The organism is Sphingomonas floccifaciens (assembly GCF_042681125.1).
Taxonomy (GTDB): domain Bacteria; phylum Pseudomonadota; class Alphaproteobacteria; order Sphingomonadales; family Sphingomonadaceae; genus Sphingomonas; species Sphingomonas floccifaciens.
Window position 1 is genome coordinate 531,660 of sequence record NZ_JBHUFC010000006.1, and the last position, 17,058, is coordinate 548,717.

General features: G+C 67.6%; 15 protein-coding genes and 1 pseudogene. All 16 read right to left on the reverse strand.

The features are described from left to right. Positions 1–2: 2 nt before the first annotated feature. Positions 3–896, reverse strand: coding sequence for a cell division protein FtsQ/DivIB (locus ACFSC3_RS16135; RefSeq protein WP_380941450.1), 894 nt, complete (start codon positions 894–896; stop codon positions 3–5). Continuing rightward, positions 893–1,792, reverse strand: coding sequence for a D-alanine--D-alanine ligase (locus ACFSC3_RS16140; RefSeq protein ID WP_380941485.1), 900 nt, complete (start codon positions 1,790–1,792; stop codon positions 893–895). The genes ACFSC3_RS16135 and ACFSC3_RS16140 overlap by 4 nt, the downstream gene beginning before the upstream one ends. Positions 1,793–1,961: 169 nt before the next feature. Next, the gene (gene murB, locus ACFSC3_RS16145; RefSeq protein ID WP_380941451.1) at positions 1,962–2,900 is read right to left on the reverse strand and encodes a UDP-N-acetylmuramate dehydrogenase; all 939 of its coding nucleotides are present in this window, start codon (positions 2,898–2,900) and stop codon (positions 1,962–1,964) included. Positions 2,901–2,980: 80 nt separating this feature from the next. Next, on the reverse strand, positions 2,981–3,175 hold the full coding sequence (locus ACFSC3_RS16150) for a hypothetical protein (protein WP_380941452.1): 195 nt from the start codon (positions 3,173–3,175) through the stop codon (positions 2,981–2,983). Further along, positions 3,172–4,578 carry a UDP-N-acetylmuramate--L-alanine ligase gene (murC, locus tag ACFSC3_RS16155; RefSeq protein ID WP_380941453.1) on the reverse strand — a complete coding sequence of 469 codons (1,407 nt, stop codon included), beginning with the start codon at positions 4,576–4,578 and terminating at the stop codon, positions 3,172–3,174. The genes ACFSC3_RS16150 and murC overlap by 4 nt, the downstream gene beginning before the upstream one ends. Before the next feature lie 40 nt (positions 4,579–4,618). After that, entirely contained in the window at positions 4,619–5,764 is a 1,146-nt protein-coding gene (murG, locus tag ACFSC3_RS16160) for an undecaprenyldiphospho-muramoylpentapeptide beta-N-acetylglucosaminyltransferase (RefSeq protein WP_380941486.1), read from the reverse strand. 18 nt (positions 5,765–5,782) lie between these two features. Then, positions 5,783–6,979, reverse strand: a pseudogene (locus tag ACFSC3_RS16165) (FtsW/RodA/SpoVE family cell cycle protein); the annotation flags it as partial. Between the two features lie 5 nt (positions 6,980–6,984). Further along, positions 6,985–8,364: a UDP-N-acetylmuramoyl-L-alanine--D-glutamate ligase gene (gene murD, locus ACFSC3_RS16170; RefSeq protein ID WP_380941454.1), complete on the reverse strand. Its 1,380-nt coding sequence runs from the start codon at positions 8,362–8,364 to the stop codon at positions 6,985–6,987. Beyond that, entirely contained in the window at positions 8,361–9,431 is a 1,071-nt protein-coding gene (mraY, locus tag ACFSC3_RS16175; RefSeq protein WP_380941455.1) for a phospho-N-acetylmuramoyl-pentapeptide-transferase, read from the reverse strand. Before mraY ends, murD begins: the two co-directional genes overlap by 4 nt. Then, complete coding sequence (locus ACFSC3_RS16180; RefSeq protein ID WP_380941456.1) at positions 9,431–10,822, reverse strand: UDP-N-acetylmuramoyl-tripeptide--D-alanyl-D-alanine ligase; 1,392 nt, start codon at positions 10,820–10,822, stop codon at positions 9,431–9,433. Before ACFSC3_RS16180 ends, mraY begins: the two co-directional genes overlap by 1 nt. Before the next feature lie 286 nt (positions 10,823–11,108). Then, complete coding sequence (locus ACFSC3_RS16185; protein ID WP_380941457.1) at positions 11,109–12,524, reverse strand: UDP-N-acetylmuramoyl-L-alanyl-D-glutamate--2,6-diaminopimelate ligase; 1,416 nt, start codon at positions 12,522–12,524, stop codon at positions 11,109–11,111. Further along, positions 12,521–14,227: a peptidoglycan D,D-transpeptidase FtsI family protein gene (locus tag ACFSC3_RS16190; protein ID WP_380941458.1), complete on the reverse strand. Its 1,707-nt coding sequence runs from the start codon at positions 14,225–14,227 to the stop codon at positions 12,521–12,523. Before ACFSC3_RS16190 ends, ACFSC3_RS16185 begins: the two co-directional genes overlap by 4 nt. Beyond that, the gene (locus ACFSC3_RS16195) at positions 14,224–14,808 is read right to left on the reverse strand and encodes a hypothetical protein (protein WP_380941459.1); all 585 of its coding nucleotides are present in this window, start codon (positions 14,806–14,808) and stop codon (positions 14,224–14,226) included. Before ACFSC3_RS16195 ends, ACFSC3_RS16190 begins: the two co-directional genes overlap by 4 nt. Positions 14,809–14,851: 43 nt before the next feature. Further along, on the reverse strand, positions 14,852–15,790 hold the full coding sequence (gene rsmH, locus ACFSC3_RS16200) for a 16S rRNA (cytosine(1402)-N(4))-methyltransferase RsmH (protein ID WP_380941460.1): 939 nt from the start codon (positions 15,788–15,790) through the stop codon (positions 14,852–14,854). Continuing rightward, the gene (locus ACFSC3_RS16205; protein ID WP_380941461.1) at positions 15,787–16,278 is read right to left on the reverse strand and encodes a division/cell wall cluster transcriptional repressor MraZ; all 492 of its coding nucleotides are present in this window, start codon (positions 16,276–16,278) and stop codon (positions 15,787–15,789) included. Before ACFSC3_RS16205 ends, rsmH begins: the two co-directional genes overlap by 4 nt. Positions 16,279–16,796: 518 nt before the next feature. Then, positions 16,797–17,058: 2OG-Fe(II) oxygenase family protein (locus tag ACFSC3_RS16210; protein ID WP_380941462.1), on the reverse strand; the 262-nt coding region annotated here is incomplete at its 5' end.

Consider the following 17,058-nt stretch of genomic DNA (forward strand, 5'->3'; position numbering starts at 1 on the left):
GACTACGCCCCCTCCCCCGTGATCGCCTTCGCATTCGTCGCCCCGCCCGGCAGTCGCAGCACCATCCGCGTCGGATCGCGCAGGTCGAAGCTCAGATAGCCCCGCCCCAGCAACCGGTCACGTGCATCGAGCTGCGCGAATTTCTCCAGCGCCTTGGCCGCGGCGTCCTCCCCTTCCGGCAGCGACAGCTTCTCACCGCTCGCGAACAGGATATCCCAGCGCCGGTCGCCGACCCAGGTCGCGGCCTTGACCAGCCGCTTGAACTGCGGCGCCGCGTTCATCAACGTCTGATATTGCGGCTCGCGCTCGTTGGCGCCGTCGCCGATGACGAGCGGCAGCGGCGGCATCGCGTCGGGGGAGACGGGCTCCAGCGGCTTGCCGGTCACGTCGATCAGCATCAGCTGGCCGTGGTTCTGCCAGATCGCGACGGGCTCGCGCTCGACGATATCGATCACCAGCATGTCGGGCAGCCGCCGCGACACGCGCGCGTCGGCGATCCACGGATAGTCGAGCAGGCGATTGCGCACGCCCTCCAGGTCGATCAGCGGCATCGCCCGGCTGCGCTGGTCGAGCGCGACGGCATAGATCGTCATCCGGTCCATGCGGCTGTTGCCGGTCACCTCGATCCGGTCGACCTTCAGCCCCGCACGCCCGACCGTCTCGGCGAGCGCGATGCCGATCGTGCCGGGAATGCCCAGCCACGCCGCCATTGCGATCAGCACGGCGAGCGCGCCTGCGAACATCGACCAGCCGGTCGCCTTGCGCAGCGTCTGTTCGCTCACCGGGATCGCGGCGACCGCCTTGTCGAGCAGGCCTACCTTCTTCGCGGGCTTGCGGCCACCCCGCCCGGCCTGCGGGCGGCGCTTCAGCGTACGTTTGGCGGGCGGACGGCTCATCGGCGCCCCAGGGCTTCGTCGACGATCCACTGAACCAGTTCAGGATAGCTGATCCCGCAATGTGCCGCCTGTTCGGGCACCAGGCTGAGCGGCGTCATGCCCGGCTGGGTGTTGACCTCCAGCAGGAACAGCCCATCGACGCCACGCTCATCGTCCCAGCGGAAATCCGACCGTGACGCGCCCTTGCAGCCGAGCAGGCGGTGCGCGTCGGCGGCGATCCGCTTGCAGGCGTCGGTGATCTCGTCGGGGATCTGCGCAGGGAAGACGTGCTCGGTCATCCCGTCGGTATATTTCGCGTCGAAATCATACCAGCCCGACTTGGGCCGCAGTTCGGTCACGCCCAGCGCGCGGTCGCCCAGCACCGCGGTCGTCAGCTCGCGCCCGCGGATATAGGGTTCGGCCAGCAGTTCGGCGAAGTCCTGCCAAGGCCCTGCAACATCGCGACCGATCGGCGATCCGTAGTTACCGTCATCGGTGACGATCGCCACGCCCAGCGACGACCCCTCGTTAACCGGCTTCACCACATAGGGTCGCGGCAGCGGGTCGCCCTCGAACAGTTCGGCCGACTTCACCATCCGTCCACCGGGCATCGGGATGCCGTGGGGCACGAGCTGGTTCTTGGTCAGCACCTTGTCAACCGAGATGACCGAGGTCGCGAGGCCCGAGTGGGTGTACGGGATGCCCATCAGGTCGAGCATGCCCTGTACGGTCCCGTCCTCCCCCGGCGCACCGTGCAGCGCGTTGAAGACGAGGTCGGGCTTTGCTTCGGCCAGACGCGCGGCGACGTTGCGGTCCATGTCGATGCGGGTCACGCGGTGGCCGCGCGATTCCAGCGCATCGGCGACGCCGGCGCCGGACATGAGTGAGACGGGACGCTCGCCGGACCATCCGCCCATGAGGACGACGATGTGGAGGGGGGTGGTCACCGGTAATCCTCCCCTGCAAGGGGAGGTGTCGTCGCGGAGCGATGACGGAGGGGTGTCGCGCTATCGAGAGGGGGACACCCCTCCGTCTGGCCTGCGGCCAGCCACCTCCCCTTGCAGGGGAGGATCGCGTCGGAAGCAATCACTTCGCCACCCCGACCCGCTGGATTTCCCATTCGAGCTCAACCCCGCTCGCCGCCTTCACCCGCGCCCGCACGTCTTCCCCCAGCCCCTCGATATCCGCGCTCGTCGCGTCGCCCGTATTCAACAGGAAATTGCAATGCTTCTCGCTGACCTGCGCGCCCCCGCGGGTCAAGCCGCGACAGCCGGCGGCGTCGACCAGCGCCCAGGCCTTGTGGCCTTGCGGGTTCTTGAAGGTCGAGCCCCCCGTCTTGCTCCGCAGCGGCTGCGACGCTTCGCGCGCGGCGGCGATGCGGTCCATCTCCGCCTGGATCGCGGCCGGCTCACCGGCTTGCCCGCGGAAGGTCGCGCCGACGACGATCGCCCCCTCGGGCAATGTCGAATGGCGGTAGGTATAGCCAAAATCCTCCACGCCAAGCGTCCGCCGCTCGCCCGACCGCAGGACGATGTCGGCGGACACCAGCACGTCGGCCGTCTCCTTGCCATACGCCCCGCCATTCATCCGCACGAATCCGCCGACCGTGCCGGGGATCGAGCGCAGGAACTCGACGCCCGCTATGCCCGCGTCGCGCGCGGTCGAGGACACCAGGATACCGCTCGCCCCGCCACCGCAGGTCAGCGTCAGGCCATCGGCAACGACCTTGGCGAAGGGCTTGCCGAGGCGGACGACGACGCCCGGTACGCCGCCATCGCGGACGATCAGGTTGGAACCGAGCCCGAGCGCCATCACCGGCACCTCAGGGTCGAGCGTGCGAAGGAAATCGGACAGGTCGTCGGTGTCGGCCGGTTCGAACAGCCACTGCGCCGTGCCGCCAGACTTGAACCAGACCAGCGGCGCCAGGGGGGCGTTGAGAGTAAGCTTGCCGCGGACAGCAAAATCCTCCCCGGGACGGGGAGGGGGACGGCCGGCGCAGCCGGTGGTGGAGGGGGCGGGCCGCACCGGAGTCGCTCGCGGAGAGCCCCCTCCACCAGCCTGCGGCTGGTCCCCCTCCCCGCTTGCGGGGAGGATTTGGGGAGAGTTCACTTCCAACCCCATAGCTTCGCCCAGGCCTGGAACGCCTTCACATTCGCCTCGGCCGCCTTCTGCGTCACGTCCTGCGCGGCCGCGACCTGCTTGCCGGCGTCGAGCATCTTCTGCGCGACGTCCATCTGCGCTTTCTGCGCCAGCAGGATTTCGCGCTGCATGTCGACGGCGATCGAGAAGAAGTCGCTCATGCTCGTTTTCCCTCGATCGCCGCGGCGAGGCCTGCCGCCCATTTGGTGATGTCGCCCGCGCCCAGGCAGATGACCTGGTCGCCGGCCGAAAGGTCGCCCGCGAGGACGTTCGCCAGATCGTCGGCGTCTGCGACGGTCGCCGCCTGACGATGCCCGCGCCGCTTCAGCCCCTCGACGAGCGTGCCGGCGTCGACACCCTCGACCGGCGCTTCGCCCGCGGCATAGACCGGGGTCACATAGACAGCGTCGGCGTCGTTGAAGGCGCCCTGGAAGTCGTCCATCAGATTGCCGAGCCGCGAGAAGCGGTGCGGCTGGACAACCGCGATCACCTTTCCTTGCGCGCTCTCGCGTGCCGCGGACAGCACCGCGCGGATCTCGACCGGGTGGTGGCCATAGTCGTCGATGATCGTCGCACCGGCCACTTCACCGACCTTGGTGAAGCGCCGCTTGACGCCCGAGAAGCGCTCGAAGCCCTTCTGGATCGTCGCATCGTCGATGCCGAGTTCCAGCGCGACGCCGATCGCCGCCAGCGCGTTCTGGACATTGTGCCGGCCCGGCATCGGCAGGTCGATGCCCTCGATCGAGCGGACCGAACCATCGCGGTGGCGGACCTGCGCCTCGAACCGGTTGCCGCCCGGATAGGGCGTGACGTTCACCCCGCGCACGTCGGCGCTGGCCGCAAAGCCATAGGTGACGATGCGACGGTCACGCACGCGCGGGATCAGTGCCTGGACCTCCGGGTGGTCAAGGCACAGCAGCGCCGCGCCGTAGAAGGGCACGTTCTCCACGAACTCGACATAGGCGTCCTTAGCCCGCTCGAAACTGCCATAATGGTCGAGATGTTCGGGATCGATGTTGGTGACGACCGCGATCGTCCCATCAAGGCGCAGGAAGCTGCCGTCGCTCTCGTCGGCTTCGACCACCATCCAGTCGCTCGCGCCCAGCCGCGCGTTGGAGCCATAGCTGTTGATGATCCCGCCGTTGATGACGGTCGGATCGACCCCGCCCGCATCGAGCAGCGCGGCGACCATACTGGTCGTCGTCGTTTTGCCATGCGTGCCCGCGACCGCGACGGTCGACTTCAGGCGCATCAATTCGGCCAGCATCTCCGCACGCCGCACGACCGGAATACGATGGCTGAGCGCGGCCTCGACCTCGGGGTTACCGCGCTTGACCGCAGTCGATGTCACGACGACGGCCGCATCGGCGACGTTCTCCGCCGCATGACCGATCGTGACCGGGATACCGCGCTTGCGCAGGCCCTCGATCACATAGCCCTCGGCCACATCGCTGCCCTGCACCTGATAGCCGAGGTTGTGCATCACCTCGGCGATGCCCGACATGCCGATGCCGCCGATACCGACGAAGTGGATGGTCCCGATATCGGTCGCGACGCCTTTCATCGACCAATCCTCCCCTTGCAGGGGAGGATCAGATTGCAGCTCACGCGAAAGCCTCCTTGCGCTGGGGAATGACGACCGGCGGCCTGGCCGGCTGGGCATCGATGCTTTCCACCAGATCGGCCAGATCGCGCGCGGCGTTCGGCCGGCCGCACCCGCGCGCACGGGTGGCGGCGTTGGCCAGCGCTTCGGTATCGAGGCCCAGGCGCTGCATCTGCTTGGCAAGCTCCGCTGCGGTGAACGCCGGCTGCGCGATCGTCCGCGCGCCGCCCGACTTGGTGATCTCGCGCGCGTTCGCGGTCTGGTGGTCGTCGGTCGCGCTGGGCAGCGGCACCAGGATCGCGGGTCGACCGGCGGCGGTCAGCTCGGCGATCGTCGACGCGCCGGCGCGCGCGATGACCAGATGGGTCCACGCCAGATGCTCGGGCAGATCGGGCAGATAGGTCGCCGTCTCGGCCGGGATGCCATGCTCGGCATATTTCGCCCGCACCGCATCGATGTCCTCGATCCGCGCCTGATGCGTCACCTGCAACCGGCGGCGGAAATGGATGGGCAGCAGCGCGAGGCCATCGGGGACGACCTGGCTCAACACCGTCGCGCCCTGGCTGCCGCCGGTGACGAGTACGCGAAAGACTCCATCCTCGTCCAGCAGCGGATATGGCCGCTCTCGGATCGCCAGGATCGCGTCGCGCACCGGATTGCCGACGAGGTGCGTCTTGGCCTGATATGCAGGCTTCAGCCGCGCGACCTCGGCGTAGGAGGTGGCGATGCCCGCGACCCGCCCCGCGACCAGCCGGTTGACGCGGCCGAGCACCGCATTCTGTTCGTGGACGATCGTCGGGATCTTCTCCGCGAACGCCGCCAGCAACGCGGGGAGCGCAGGGTAACCGCCGAAGCCGATTACCGCTGCGGGCTTGAAGGTGCGGTACAGCTCACGCGCCATCGCGCGGCCGGCGAGCATCTTGCGCCCCGCCCTCAGCCAGCCGACCGGTCCACCGGCAAAGCGCCCGGCGGGCAGGACGTGCGTCTGGATACCCTCGAACAGGTCGGGAAAGCGCACGCCGCGCTCATCGCTGACCAGCGCTACGCGGTGACCGCGGCGGGTCAGCTCGGCGGCAAGGGCGGCGGCGGGGACCATATGGCCTCCGGTCCCACCGGCGGCGAGGACATAGTGACGAGGTCGGGACATGACGTTTCGCTTACCGACGATATAGGGTGAGCGATGCAGATACGGGTTCCGCCGGGTAAAGGCGAGTAGCAACCCCATGCCGATCGACAACGCGATCATCGACGACCCGCCGTAGCTGATGAAAGGCAGCGTCATGCCCTTCGACGGCGCGAGACCGGTGTTCACCGCCATGTTGATCGTCGCCTGCACCCCGAACTGCGAGGCGAGCCCCGCGGCGGCGAGCAGGCGGAAGGCGTCCTCCTCGTCCAGCAGCTTGACGAATACCCGCGCCACGATCGCGAAGAACAGCACTGCGATCACCGCGCAGGCCAGAAGCCCGAATTCCTCGCCCACCACCGAATAGACGTAGTCGGTATGCGCCTCGGGCAGGCGGAACTTCACCGTCCCCCCGCCGGGACCGGTGCCGGTCAGGCCGCCCGCGGTGATCGTCGCGTGCGCCATGTCGGTCTGATAGTGATCCGCCCCCGGCCCGCCGTGGTCGGGGAACAGGAAATTGTCGATGCGGATGCGCGCGGTGTCGTAGAATATGTACGCCGCGACGACACCGGCGACCCCCATGCCGATCAGCCCGCCGATCACCTTGCGGTTCACGCCTGCGATCATCAGCAGGATCAGCCAGGTCGTGCCGAAGATGATCGTCTGCCCAAAATCGGGCTGGAGCATTAGCGTCGCGCCCACGATGCCGGTCATCGCCAGCGTCACCGGCACCATCGGCAGGTCCGGATCGCGCGCGCGCAGGCTGAGCATCCAGGCGATGGTGACGATGAAAACGGGTTTCAGGAACTCGGACGGCTGGAACTGCGCGATGCCGCCGCCGATCCAGCGCTTCGCCCCGTTCACCTCGACGCCTAGCACAGGGGTCAGCAGCAACAGGAAACCGAACACGGCACAGGCACCCAGCGCGAACCGGCGCGCGGCGATCGGGGGCAGCATCGAAAAGGCGAGCATCACCGGCACCGACACCGCGACCCACATCACCTGCCGCCAGAAATAATACATCGGCGCCAACTGGTGGTTGAGCCCCGAATAGCGCTGTGCCGTTGCCGGACTCCCTGCCGCGACCGCGATCAGACCGATCGCGATCAGCATGAAGGCGAGCAGCAACAGGACGCGGTCGAGCTCCCAGAACCACATCGCGATCGGCCCGCGATTGCCGCGGCCGAGCCGTTCGTCGACGCGGCTGCGGAAGCCCTTCGGGGAAGTGTCTCGCGCCATGTCGGTCACGGTAGCGCCTCGACGGCGGCGCGGAAACGGGCGCCACGATCTTCATAGTCGCGGAACTGGTCGAACGAGGCGCACGCGGGCGACAGCAGGACCGTCTCTCCGGCCTGCGCATTGGCGGCAGCATCGCGGACGGCCTGGTCGAGCGTCCCGCTTTGGGACACCGGCATGTCGAGTTCGAGCAGTCGGGCGAACATCGGGGCCGCCTCGCCGATCACATAGGCCTGCACAACATTGCCGAAGCCCGGGCGGCACGCGTCGAGATCGTCGGTCTTGGCCTGCCCACCGACGATCCAGTGGATGCGGTCGAACGCGGCAAGCGCCGGCGCGGTCGAGGTCGGGTTGGTCGCCTTGCTGTCGTTGACGTAGAGCACCCCGCCCCGGGTCGCGACCCGCTCCATGCGGTGCGGCAGGCCGGGGAAGCTTTGCAGCCCCCGGTCGATCGCAGTCGCGTCGATCCCCAGCGCCTCGCATGCAGCGATCGCGGCGAGCGCGTTCTGCGCATTGTGCGGACCTTGCAGCGCCGGCCAGCGAGACTGGTCGAGGCAGACGCCGGGCGCGATCTTGGTCAGGTCCTCGGCACGCCCCGAACGGGCGATCTGCCTGGCGATGACGGCGGAAGCTTCGTCGCTAATCCCGACGATCGCGGCATGCCCCGCCGACTGCATCGCGAAGAGGCGGGCCTTGGAGGCGGCATAGCCCTCGAACCCGTCGTAGCGGTCGAGATGGTCGGGCGTGATGTTGAGCAGCACCGCGACGTCGCAATCGAGGCTGCGGGTCAGGTCGATCTGATAGCTCGACAGCTCCAGCACATAGACCCCGCCCTCGGGCAACCGGTCCTGCCCCAGGATCGGGAGGCCGATGTTACCGCCCAGGCGCGTGGGTAGACCCGCCGTCTCGCAGATATGCGCGATGAGCGCAGTGGTGGTCGACTTGCCGTTGGTGCCGGTGATGCCGACGATCCTGTGCGCCGGCAGTTCGGCACGGGCCTGGGCGAAGAGCTCGATGTCGCCGATGACCGGCACGTCGCCGGCGTGGGCGGCAATCGGGTGGCGGTTGAGGGGTACGCCCGGAGATACGACGACGCCGGCGAAACTGGTGAGGTCGAGGGCAAGTGGGTCGGCAAGCACCAAAGCCCTCTCCCCCTCGGGGAGAGGGTTGGGAGAGGGGCTCGTCCGCGAGGACTGATCTCGGTGAGACACCGCCCCCTCTCCCAAACCCTCTCCCCAAAGGGAGAGGGCTTCACGCGCATCCTCATTCGCGTCCCACGCCACAACACTCGCCCGGCTCGCCACCAGCGCGCGCACCGTCGCCGCGCCGGAGCGCGCAAGCCCCAGCACCGCGTAGCGCTTCCCTGCCCAGGTAGCGCTCGTAATCACCGCAGCTTCAGCGTCGACAGGCCGGCCAGCGCCAGCACGAGCGAAATGATCCAGAAGCGGATCACGACGGTCGGCTCGCTCCAGCCCAGCTGTTCGAAATGATGGTGGATCGGCGCCATGCGGAACACGCGCTTTCCGGTGCGCTTGTAGAAGAACACCTGGATGATGACGCTCATCGCCTCGACGACGAACAGCCCGCCGACGATGCCCAGCACGATCTCATGATGCGCGGTCACCGCGATCGTTCCCAGCGCCCCGCCCAGCGCCAGGCTGCCGGTATCGCCCATGAACACCGCCGCCGGGGGCGCATTGTACCACAGGAACGCGAGTCCCCCGCCGATCACCGCCCCGCAGAAGATCGTCAGGTCGCCCGCGCCCAGCACATGCGGGATGCCGAGATATTCCGCATAGCGCGCGTTACCGGCGAGGTAGACGATGATCATGAAGGTCACGCTGGCGATGATGACCGGCATCGTCGCCAACCCGTCGAGCCCGTCGGTCAGGTTCACCGCATTGCCGAACGCGACGATCGTGAAGGCCGCGAAGACGATGTAGAGCGGCCCCAGGTCGACCGAGAAATAGCTGAAGAACGGCACGTAGAGGTTGGTACCGTTGAAGCGGGTGATGACGAAGGCGGCGACCGCGGCGATGGCGAATTCGCCCATCAGCCGCACCCGGCCCGACACGCCCGCGGTGCTCGCCTTCCGCACCTTGTCGTAGTCGTCGAGGAAGCCGATCATCCCGAAGCCGAGCGTCACGAACAGGCAGGCCCAGACATAGGGATTGCGCAGGTCCATCCACAGCAACACGCTGCACGTCAGCGAGGTCAGGATCAGCAGCCCGCCCATCGTCGGCGTGCCGACCTTGGCAAGGTGCGTCTGCGGCCCGTCGAGCCGGATCGGCTGCCCCTTGCCCTGACGTACCCGCAGCCAGCCGATGAACTTCGGCCCGATGATCAGCCCGATGATGAGCGCCGTCGCCACCGCCCCACCCGAGCGGAAGCTCAGATAGCGCAGCAGATTCAGGATTCCGGGAAAGCCGAGCTGTTCGGCGATCCAATAGAGCATCAGTCCCCCGCCCCTGCTGCGATGGGAGTGCGGAGTGCGGCGACGACCGCCGACAGTCCGATCCCGTTCGATCCCTTGATGAGCACCGCGTCCCCCGGCGCCAGCACGTCATTCAGACGATCGCGCGCCGTTGCGGCATCGGGCACATGGACGAAATCGACCCGCCCCTCAAGCGCCCGGGCGAGCGGCAGCATCTCCGCACCGACCAATATGGCGTGGGAAATACCCGCTTCGTCGATTGGGTCGGCAAGGGCGGCGTGATAGGCGGCGCTGTCGTCGCCCAGTTCGCGCATCCCGCCGAGCACCGCGATGCGCCGATGCCCCTCCAGGGCAAGCACCGCCAATGTCGCGCGCATCGAGCTAGGATTGGCGTTGTAGCTTTCGTCGATCACCAGAGCCTCGCCGCCCGCGACCGGCACGGCGAACCGCAGCCCCCGCCCCGGCAACCCGCCCATATCGGCAAGCGCGAGGCCCGCGCGGCCGAGATCACCGCCCGCCGCATCGACCGCGGCCAGGACCGCCAGCGCATTCGACACCCAATGCGCGCCGGGATGGGCGACGGTGAAGCTCAATTCGCGATTGCGGACACGCGCGGTCACGAAAGTGCCGCCGCTCGCGACCCGCATCGCTTCGATCGCGCGGACGTCCGCGCCCTCGCCGCTGCCGAAGGTCACGATGCGCCCCGCATGGGGTCGCGCCGCGGCCAGAAGCCGGTCGCGATGCGGGCTGTCGAAGGTCACGATGGCCGTGCCGCCGGGCTCCAGCCCCTGGAATATCTCACCCTTGGCGTCGGCAATCGCCTCTTCGCCCGAGAAGAACGCCGTATGCGCGGGCGCGATCGCGGTGACGATCGCGATATGCGGCCGGACCATGCGGGTCAGCTTCGCGAGCTCTCCGGCGTGATTCATCCCCATTTCGAACACGCCGAAGCGGGTGTCGCGCGGCATGCGCGCGAGCGACAGCGGAACGCCGGTATGATTATTGTAGCTCTTGACCGACCAATGGACGCGGCCGGGCATCGTGCGGTCCAGCGCGGCGGCAAGCGCTTCCTTGGTCCCGGTCTTGCCGACCGATCCCGTCACCCCGATGATCGTCGCATCGACCCGCCCGCGCGCGGCGCGGCCGAGGTCTTCGAGGGCAGCCATCGTGTCGGCGACGCGCACGGCCGGGTGAGTCACGTCCCGGCTGACCACTGCCCCCGTCGCGCCATTGGCGAACGCGCCGTCGATGAAGCGGTGACCGTCGGTTTCCTCCCCGGTCAGGGCGAGGAACAGGTCACCGGCCCCGACTTCGCGGGAATCGAAGGTGACGCCGGTGGCGGTGAAATCCGTGTTCGCGTGGCCCGAAGTTGCGGCGGCGATTTCGGAGGCAGTCCAGAGTGGCGAGGTCATAGCAACCCGCCATAAGCCGTCACGCCCGCAAAAACGGGGGAAAATTGGCGCAAACAGCCGTTGTCTTGCGACAGGTTAGCGAGAATTGCTCGCCGTTGAGAGGCATGTGCGAAACGCCGATCGGTGCTCCCGCGCAGGCGGGAGCCCAGGGTCACGAGCGCCCCCACTTGTTGTGTTGCTTGGCCCTGGGTTCCCGCCTGCGCGGGAACACCGATGGGTCTTGGTCGTGCGCGGGGACGTTCGCACAAGCCCCGCCTGGGCAGGGATGACGGCGATGGGAGCAGCCTCACGCCGCGACCTCGCGCGCGATCTGGACATCGTCGAAAGGCAGGACCAAGTCGCCGATGATCTGGCCCTGCTCGTGCCCCTTGCCCGCTATGAGCACGATATCCTGCGCGCCCGCCATCCGCACCGCTTCCGCGATCGCCGCGCGCCGATCGCCGATTTCGATCGCGCCGACAGCGCCCTTCAGCACCTCTGCGCGGATCGCCGCCGGATCTTCGGAGCGCGGATTGTCGTCGGTCACGATCACCACGTCCGCCCCGCGTGCCGCGGCCTGGCCCATCGGCTCGCGCTTGCCGGTATCACGATCGCCGCCGGCGCCGAACACGACGATCAGGCGCCCCGCGACATGCGGCTTGAGCGCGGCGATGGCGGCGTCGAGCGCGTCGGGCGTGTGGGCATAGTCGACATAAACCGGCGCACCACTGGCGGTGATGACCGCGCGCTCCAGCCGGCCCCGAACCGGCTGCAACCGGCCGAGCGCCTGAATCGTCGCGGCGACATTTCCGCCGGTCGCGATGACCAGCCCGGCCGCGGTGAGTGCATTGGCGGCCTGATAGGCGCCGATCAGCGGCAGCATGACCTTATGCGTCGCGCCATCCGCTTCCATCGTCAGTTGCTGACCGAGCAACGTCGGCTCCCGCCCGACCAGCCGCAGCGTATCGCCATGCTCGCCCACCGTCAGCAGCTTCAGGCCGCGAGCATGGGCGATGTCGATCACCCGTTCGGAATTTGGATCGTCGGCCCACACCACGATCGCCCCGTCGTCCGCCACCACTTCGGCGAACAGGCGCAGCTTCGCCGTGAAGTACGCCGCCATGTCGCCGTGATAGTCGAGGTGATCGCGGCTGAGGTTGGTAAAGGCCGCCGCCCGGACCGGCAGCCCTTCGGTACGATATTGGGTCAGGCCGTGGCTCGACGCCTCGAACGCGACATGACTCACCCCCTCGCGCGCGAGGCCTGCGACGTTGGACAGGAAGGTCACCACGTCCGGCGTCGTCAGCCCGGTCGTTACCCGGTCGTCCGCAGTGGTGACGCCCAGCGTCCCGATCGACGCAGCATGATGGCCGGCGAAGCGCCACAGCTGGCGAGTCAGTTCGACCGTCGAAGTCTTGCCGTTGGTGCCCGTCACGGCGACGGTCGTCGCCGGAAACGGTGCGAAGAATTTGGCGGCGAGCTGGGCGAAACACTCGCGCGGATTGTCAGCGGCGATATGCACCGCCCCGTCGACCCGCACGCCCCGTCGCGCCACGATCGCGATCGCTCCGGCGGCGACCGCGGCGGGAATGAAATCCTCGCCATTCACCCGCGCACCTTCAAATGCGCCGAAGATGGTGCCGCGGGCGACCTTGCGGTGATCGATCGCGAAACCCGTGATCGTGTCGGCCTCGCTGCCGCCGGTGAGCGCGCCGAGCCTCACTCCACCTGTCCGGTCTTTTCGCCCGGCGCGTGCCAGATCAGCGGAGTCAATTCGGACAGGTCGACGTCGCGGGTCAGGCTCGGCTGGACACCCAGCAGCGTGCCGGTACGCGAGATGACACGGCTGACGACCGGCGCGGCGGTATAGGCCGCGGTCGTCTGGAACGAGTTCGCTTCAACGCGCTGGGACGAATCGAGCATGGCGATCACCACATACCGCGGTGCGTCCATCGGGAAAGCCGCTGCGAAGGTCGAGACGTTGACGTGCTTCGAATAGCCGCCGACGCCGGGCTTCTCCGCGGTGCCGGTCTTGCCCCCGACCCGGTAGCCGGGGGCCTCGGCCTTCTTGCCGGTGCCGTCGGTGACGATCAGGCGCAGCAGCTGGCGCATCCGCGCGCTGGTCGCCTCGCTGATGACGCGGCGACCGGTCGGCGCATGGGCGGGAGCGACCTTCAGCATCGTCGCCGGACGCCAGATGCCGCCATTGACCAGCGCGGCATAGGCGCTGGCGAGATGCAGCGGCGTCACCGCGATACCGTGGCCATAAGCGGTCGTCATCGTCGTCGACCGGCCCCAGTTCGTCGGCCACAACGGCCGCGCCTTTTCGATCTCGATATCGGGCGCAGTGTCGAAGCCCATCTTGCGGAACATCGCCTCCAGCCGCTCGCGGCCCATCAGGTCGGCGATGCGCGCGGTCGCGATGTTCGAGGAATGGATCAGCGTCTCGGGGATGTTCAACCACCGGTTCATGGCGTGATCGTCCTTGATCTTGAACCGGCCGATCGGGAGCGGCTGGGTCGCGTCGAACCGGCGCGACATGTCGGTGACGACACCCGAATCGATCGCCGCCGCCATCGCGATCGGCTTGAATGCCGACCCGAGTTCGTAGCGGCTCTGCGTCATGTTGTTCATGCCGCCGTCGCCCGACATCACCTTGTTCGGGTTGAACGTCGGCAGCGACGACATCGCCAGCACCTCGCCGGTGTGCACGTCGAGGACGATCCCTGCCGCACCGGCCGCCTTGTATGCCACCATCGCGCGGGTCAGCTCGCTATCGAGCGCGCCCTGCACCCGCGCGTCGATCGACAGCGCGACCGGCTGACCACGCGTCGCGTCCGCCGTCAGCCGCTCGTCGAGCACACGCTCCATGCCGCGCACGCCCTGACGGTCGGCGTTGACATAGCCGATCGCCTGCGCCGCCAGGCTAGACTGCGGATAGAGCCGCTCCGGCTCGCGCGCGAAGATGATGCCCGGATTGCCCAGCGCGTTCACCGCCGCGACCAGTTCGGGCATCGCGCGCTTCTTCAGATAGACGAAGCGCGATTCGGAATTGAGCATCCGGTAGTAAGCGCCAGCATCCTGTTCCGGCATCACCTCGGCCAGCTTCTGCGCCAGCTCCATCTTGTCGCCAATGATGTTGCGCGGTTGGATGCCGATCGACCAGGCGTCGATCGTGCGCGCCAGCGGCTGGCCGTTGCGATCGACGATGTCGCCGCGCAGCGGGACGAGCGCCGCCGCGGCGTCGCGCGTCGTCGCCGGCTCGGCCGAGATGGCGAGATACCCGAGCTTGCCGATGATCGTCAGGTTGGCGAAGCCGAACAGCAGCATCAGGACCATCAGTCGCACATGGGCGACCGCGACCAGCGAATGCCGGCCGGTTTCGCGACGACGGTCGTTCGACTGCGGCGCGACAAGGACGATCAACGCAGCGTTCCCTTTTCACGACGCGCGCTGGAGACGAGGTCGCCGAAGGTCGCGTCGCTCAACAATCCGCTGTCGACCATCGCCACCTTCTGGACCCGCGGCTTGGCGATGACGGCGCTCGCGACCGCCTTCTGCAGGACCGGCGGCGCCACCGGAGCTTCGGCGGTCTGGACGGGCGTGGTCTTGGGCAGCGTGATCTTCACCGACGGCTGGGCGACCGGCTTCACTTCGGCGAGCGTGACATTGGTGGCGGCGGGAACGACCAGCGAAGCGTACTGCTGACCGCCCTCCATCGGGCGCAGCGAGGCGAGCTGGGCATCGCTCGACACATATTGTTCGGGACGCGGCGCGGACAGCGACAGGATGTCGCCGTTCCAGCGTTCCAGCTGGGCCAGGTTCGCGCGGGTGTCGAACTCTGTCTCCAGCGCGCGAATGTCCTTCTTGGCATCCAGGATCGCCATCTCGACCGCCTCGACACGCCCACGCTCCGCCGCGACCTGCGACGAGACCATGTAGCAGGCCGGCGACACGACAGCGATGCCGAGCAACCAGCCGAACCCCTTGAAGCCGCTTACCGCCATTTCCCTACGCTCCTCACTCGCCCCACGCTCACTTGACCGAAACTCACTCTGCCCACGCCGCGGCGCCCGTCCGCCGCGCCACCCGCAATGTCGCCGACCGGGCACGCGGGTTGCGTGCCAGTTCGCCCTCACCCGCCCGGATTGCCTTCGACAGCGCCTCGAACGTCGGCTCCCGCACCGCCTGAACCTGCGGCAGGTGACGCGATCCGGCGGGGGTGCCGCCGGAGCGTTCGCGCAGGAACCGCTTCACGATGCGGTCCTCCAGACTATGGAAACTCACCACTGCCAGCCGGCCGCCGGGACGCAGCAGCGCTTCCGCCGCGCGCAGGCCATCGGCCAGTTCGTCCAGTTCGCGGTTCAGATGGATGCGGATAGCCTGGAAAGTCCGGGTCGCCGGGTCCTTCTTGTCGTGCGGCTTGTACCCCAGCGCCTTGCGGACGACGTGCGCCAGCTCGCCGGTCCGCGTGATCGGGCGCGCCGCGACGATCGCGCGGGCGACGCGGCGCGACTTGGGCTCTTCGCCGTAAAGGTAGAGCACGTCAGCGATCGCGGCTTCGTCGGCGGTGTTGACGAAATCGGCCGCACTCTCGCCCGACTGGCTCATCCGCATGTCGAGCGGGCCGTCCGACTGGAAGGAAAAGCCGCGGTCGGCCTGATCGAGCTGCATCGACGACACGCCGATGTCCATCGTCACGCCGTCGACCGACGCCACGTCGCGCGCGGCGAGTTCGGCCACCATCGCGGAGAACGGCGCCTCGATCAGCGTCAGCGCTCCGTCCGCCGCGGCGACGACCGCCTGCCCCTCGCGGATCGCATCGGGATCGCGATCGAAGGCGATGACATGCGCGCCCGTCGCCAGGATCGCGCGCGTGTAGCCGCCCGCGCCGAAAGTCGCATCGACATGCTTCTCGCCGGCCGTGGGGGCGAGGCCGGCAATCACCTCATCGAGCAGGACCGGGATATGCGGTGCCGCGGCGGTCATGCGCGCACCTTGCGATTGGCCATCAGATGCGCACAGCGGCGGCGGGTGACCGCACTGACGCCTTCGGTCTGCGCCATCAGGACGTCGGGATTCCAGATGTTGAAGGTCTGCGCGTCGCCGGAGAAGAACGCCCAGCCGGGCGTCTCGATCTTCGCTTCCTTCGCGAAGAACTCATCGAGCACGAATCGCCCCGACGGGTCGAACGGGGCACGATCGACGTCGGAGAAATCGGCATTCCGCTTTTCGGCCAGCGCCCGCACGTCGGCGTCGGGGCTGCGCATCGCCTCGCGGATTTCCTCATAGTTGAAGCGCGACCAAGTCAGGTCATAGGCGCGCAGGCAGGGCAGTGTCGGGTGGATGCCGATGACGATGGTACGCGCGTCGCTGTTCTTCTCGAACACCGCGCGAAAGTCGGCCGGGATGGCGACGCGACCCTTCGCATCGACACCCTGCAGTGCACTGCCTTCGTAAAGTTCGAAGTCCGCCACGCCCGTTCAGCCCCACGAGCGGCAAAGCCCTCCCGCCTTCGGAAACGACCCTGCGCCGCCACCGAATCCCGACATCAAAACGGGAGAGTGCCCCTCGGCATTTTGAGTAATCGAAACCCCCCTCACCCGCAAGGGGATGATCTGCCTCAATCGGGGATTTTGCGCCTAAACTGGGGTGGAATGGAATTAGTTGCTATTATGTTCTCTTTTTGGTATGTTTTGTTCTGCTTTTGCGATTTGCGATCGAGGCAAGCAGCAGGACGCCTTACAGCCGCTGGCAGCAACACTACCGTCGTGGTAATGCTGGCATCATCAAGAACGAGGATTTGGGCTGGCCGCCTCTAAGATCGGACGGAGCGGTAATCCCATCCGACAAATCGCAGGCCGCATGCGGACTAACACACGGCCGCACAGACCCGCCCTCCGCCGCAATCGTCGTAATCAGGTCAACGCGTCAGCCGGCGAGGCCGTATTGATACGGGGCCGTGGCATGGCCGGTATGTCGCCGGCGGCGATCGTCAGCGCGAGCGCAGCCAGCCGGTTATCGAATAGCGCCGATGGGGCGCCGCGCGCGTCACTTCGCTCACGCTATGGCGTTGTGGCACGCGGAACAGGTTAAGTGTGTTGAACCCCGGCACGAAGCCGTGCGCCACCTCACGATCGTCGTGGAAGAGCAGCAACCCACCCCATTCGGGTCGCCACTGCGGCGTAAGAGCCCGACTCATAATTCGAGTTTTGCGATACGGCGTGTCATGCGCCTGATGGAAGCGATGATGAGCC

Excerpts from the sequence above, each read along its gene's own strand:
- ACFSC3_RS16135 (WP_380941450.1), bottom strand. The coding sequence starts at position 896 with ATGAGCCGTCCGCCCGCCAAACGTACGCTGAAGCGCCGCCCGCAGGCC.
- ACFSC3_RS16140 (WP_380941485.1), bottom strand. The coding sequence starts at position 1,792 with ATGGGCGGATGGTCCGGCGAGCGTCCCGTCTCACTCATGTCCGGCGCC.
- ACFSC3_RS16150 (WP_380941452.1), bottom strand. The coding sequence starts at position 3,175 with ATGAGCGACTTCTTCTCGATCGCCGTCGACATGCAGCGCGAAATCCTG.
- murC (WP_380941453.1), bottom strand. The coding sequence starts at position 4,578 with ATGAAAGGCGTCGCGACCGATATCGGGACCATCCACTTCGTCGGTATC.
- murG (WP_380941486.1), bottom strand. The coding sequence starts at position 5,764 with ATGTCCCGACCTCGTCACTATGTCCTCGCCGCCGGTGGGACCGGAGGC.
- mraY (WP_380941455.1), bottom strand. The coding sequence starts at position 9,431 with ATGCTCTATTGGATCGCCGAACAGCTCGGCTTTCCCGGAATCCTGAAT.
- ACFSC3_RS16180 (WP_380941456.1), bottom strand. The coding sequence starts at position 10,822 with ATGACCTCGCCACTCTGGACTGCCTCCGAAATCGCCGCCGCAACTTCG.
- ACFSC3_RS16195 (WP_380941459.1), bottom strand. The coding sequence starts at position 14,808 with ATGGCGGTAAGCGGCTTCAAGGGGTTCGGCTGGTTGCTCGGCATCGCT.
- rsmH (WP_380941460.1), bottom strand. The coding sequence starts at position 15,790 with ATGACCGCCGCGGCACCGCATATCCCGGTCCTGCTCGATGAGGTGATT.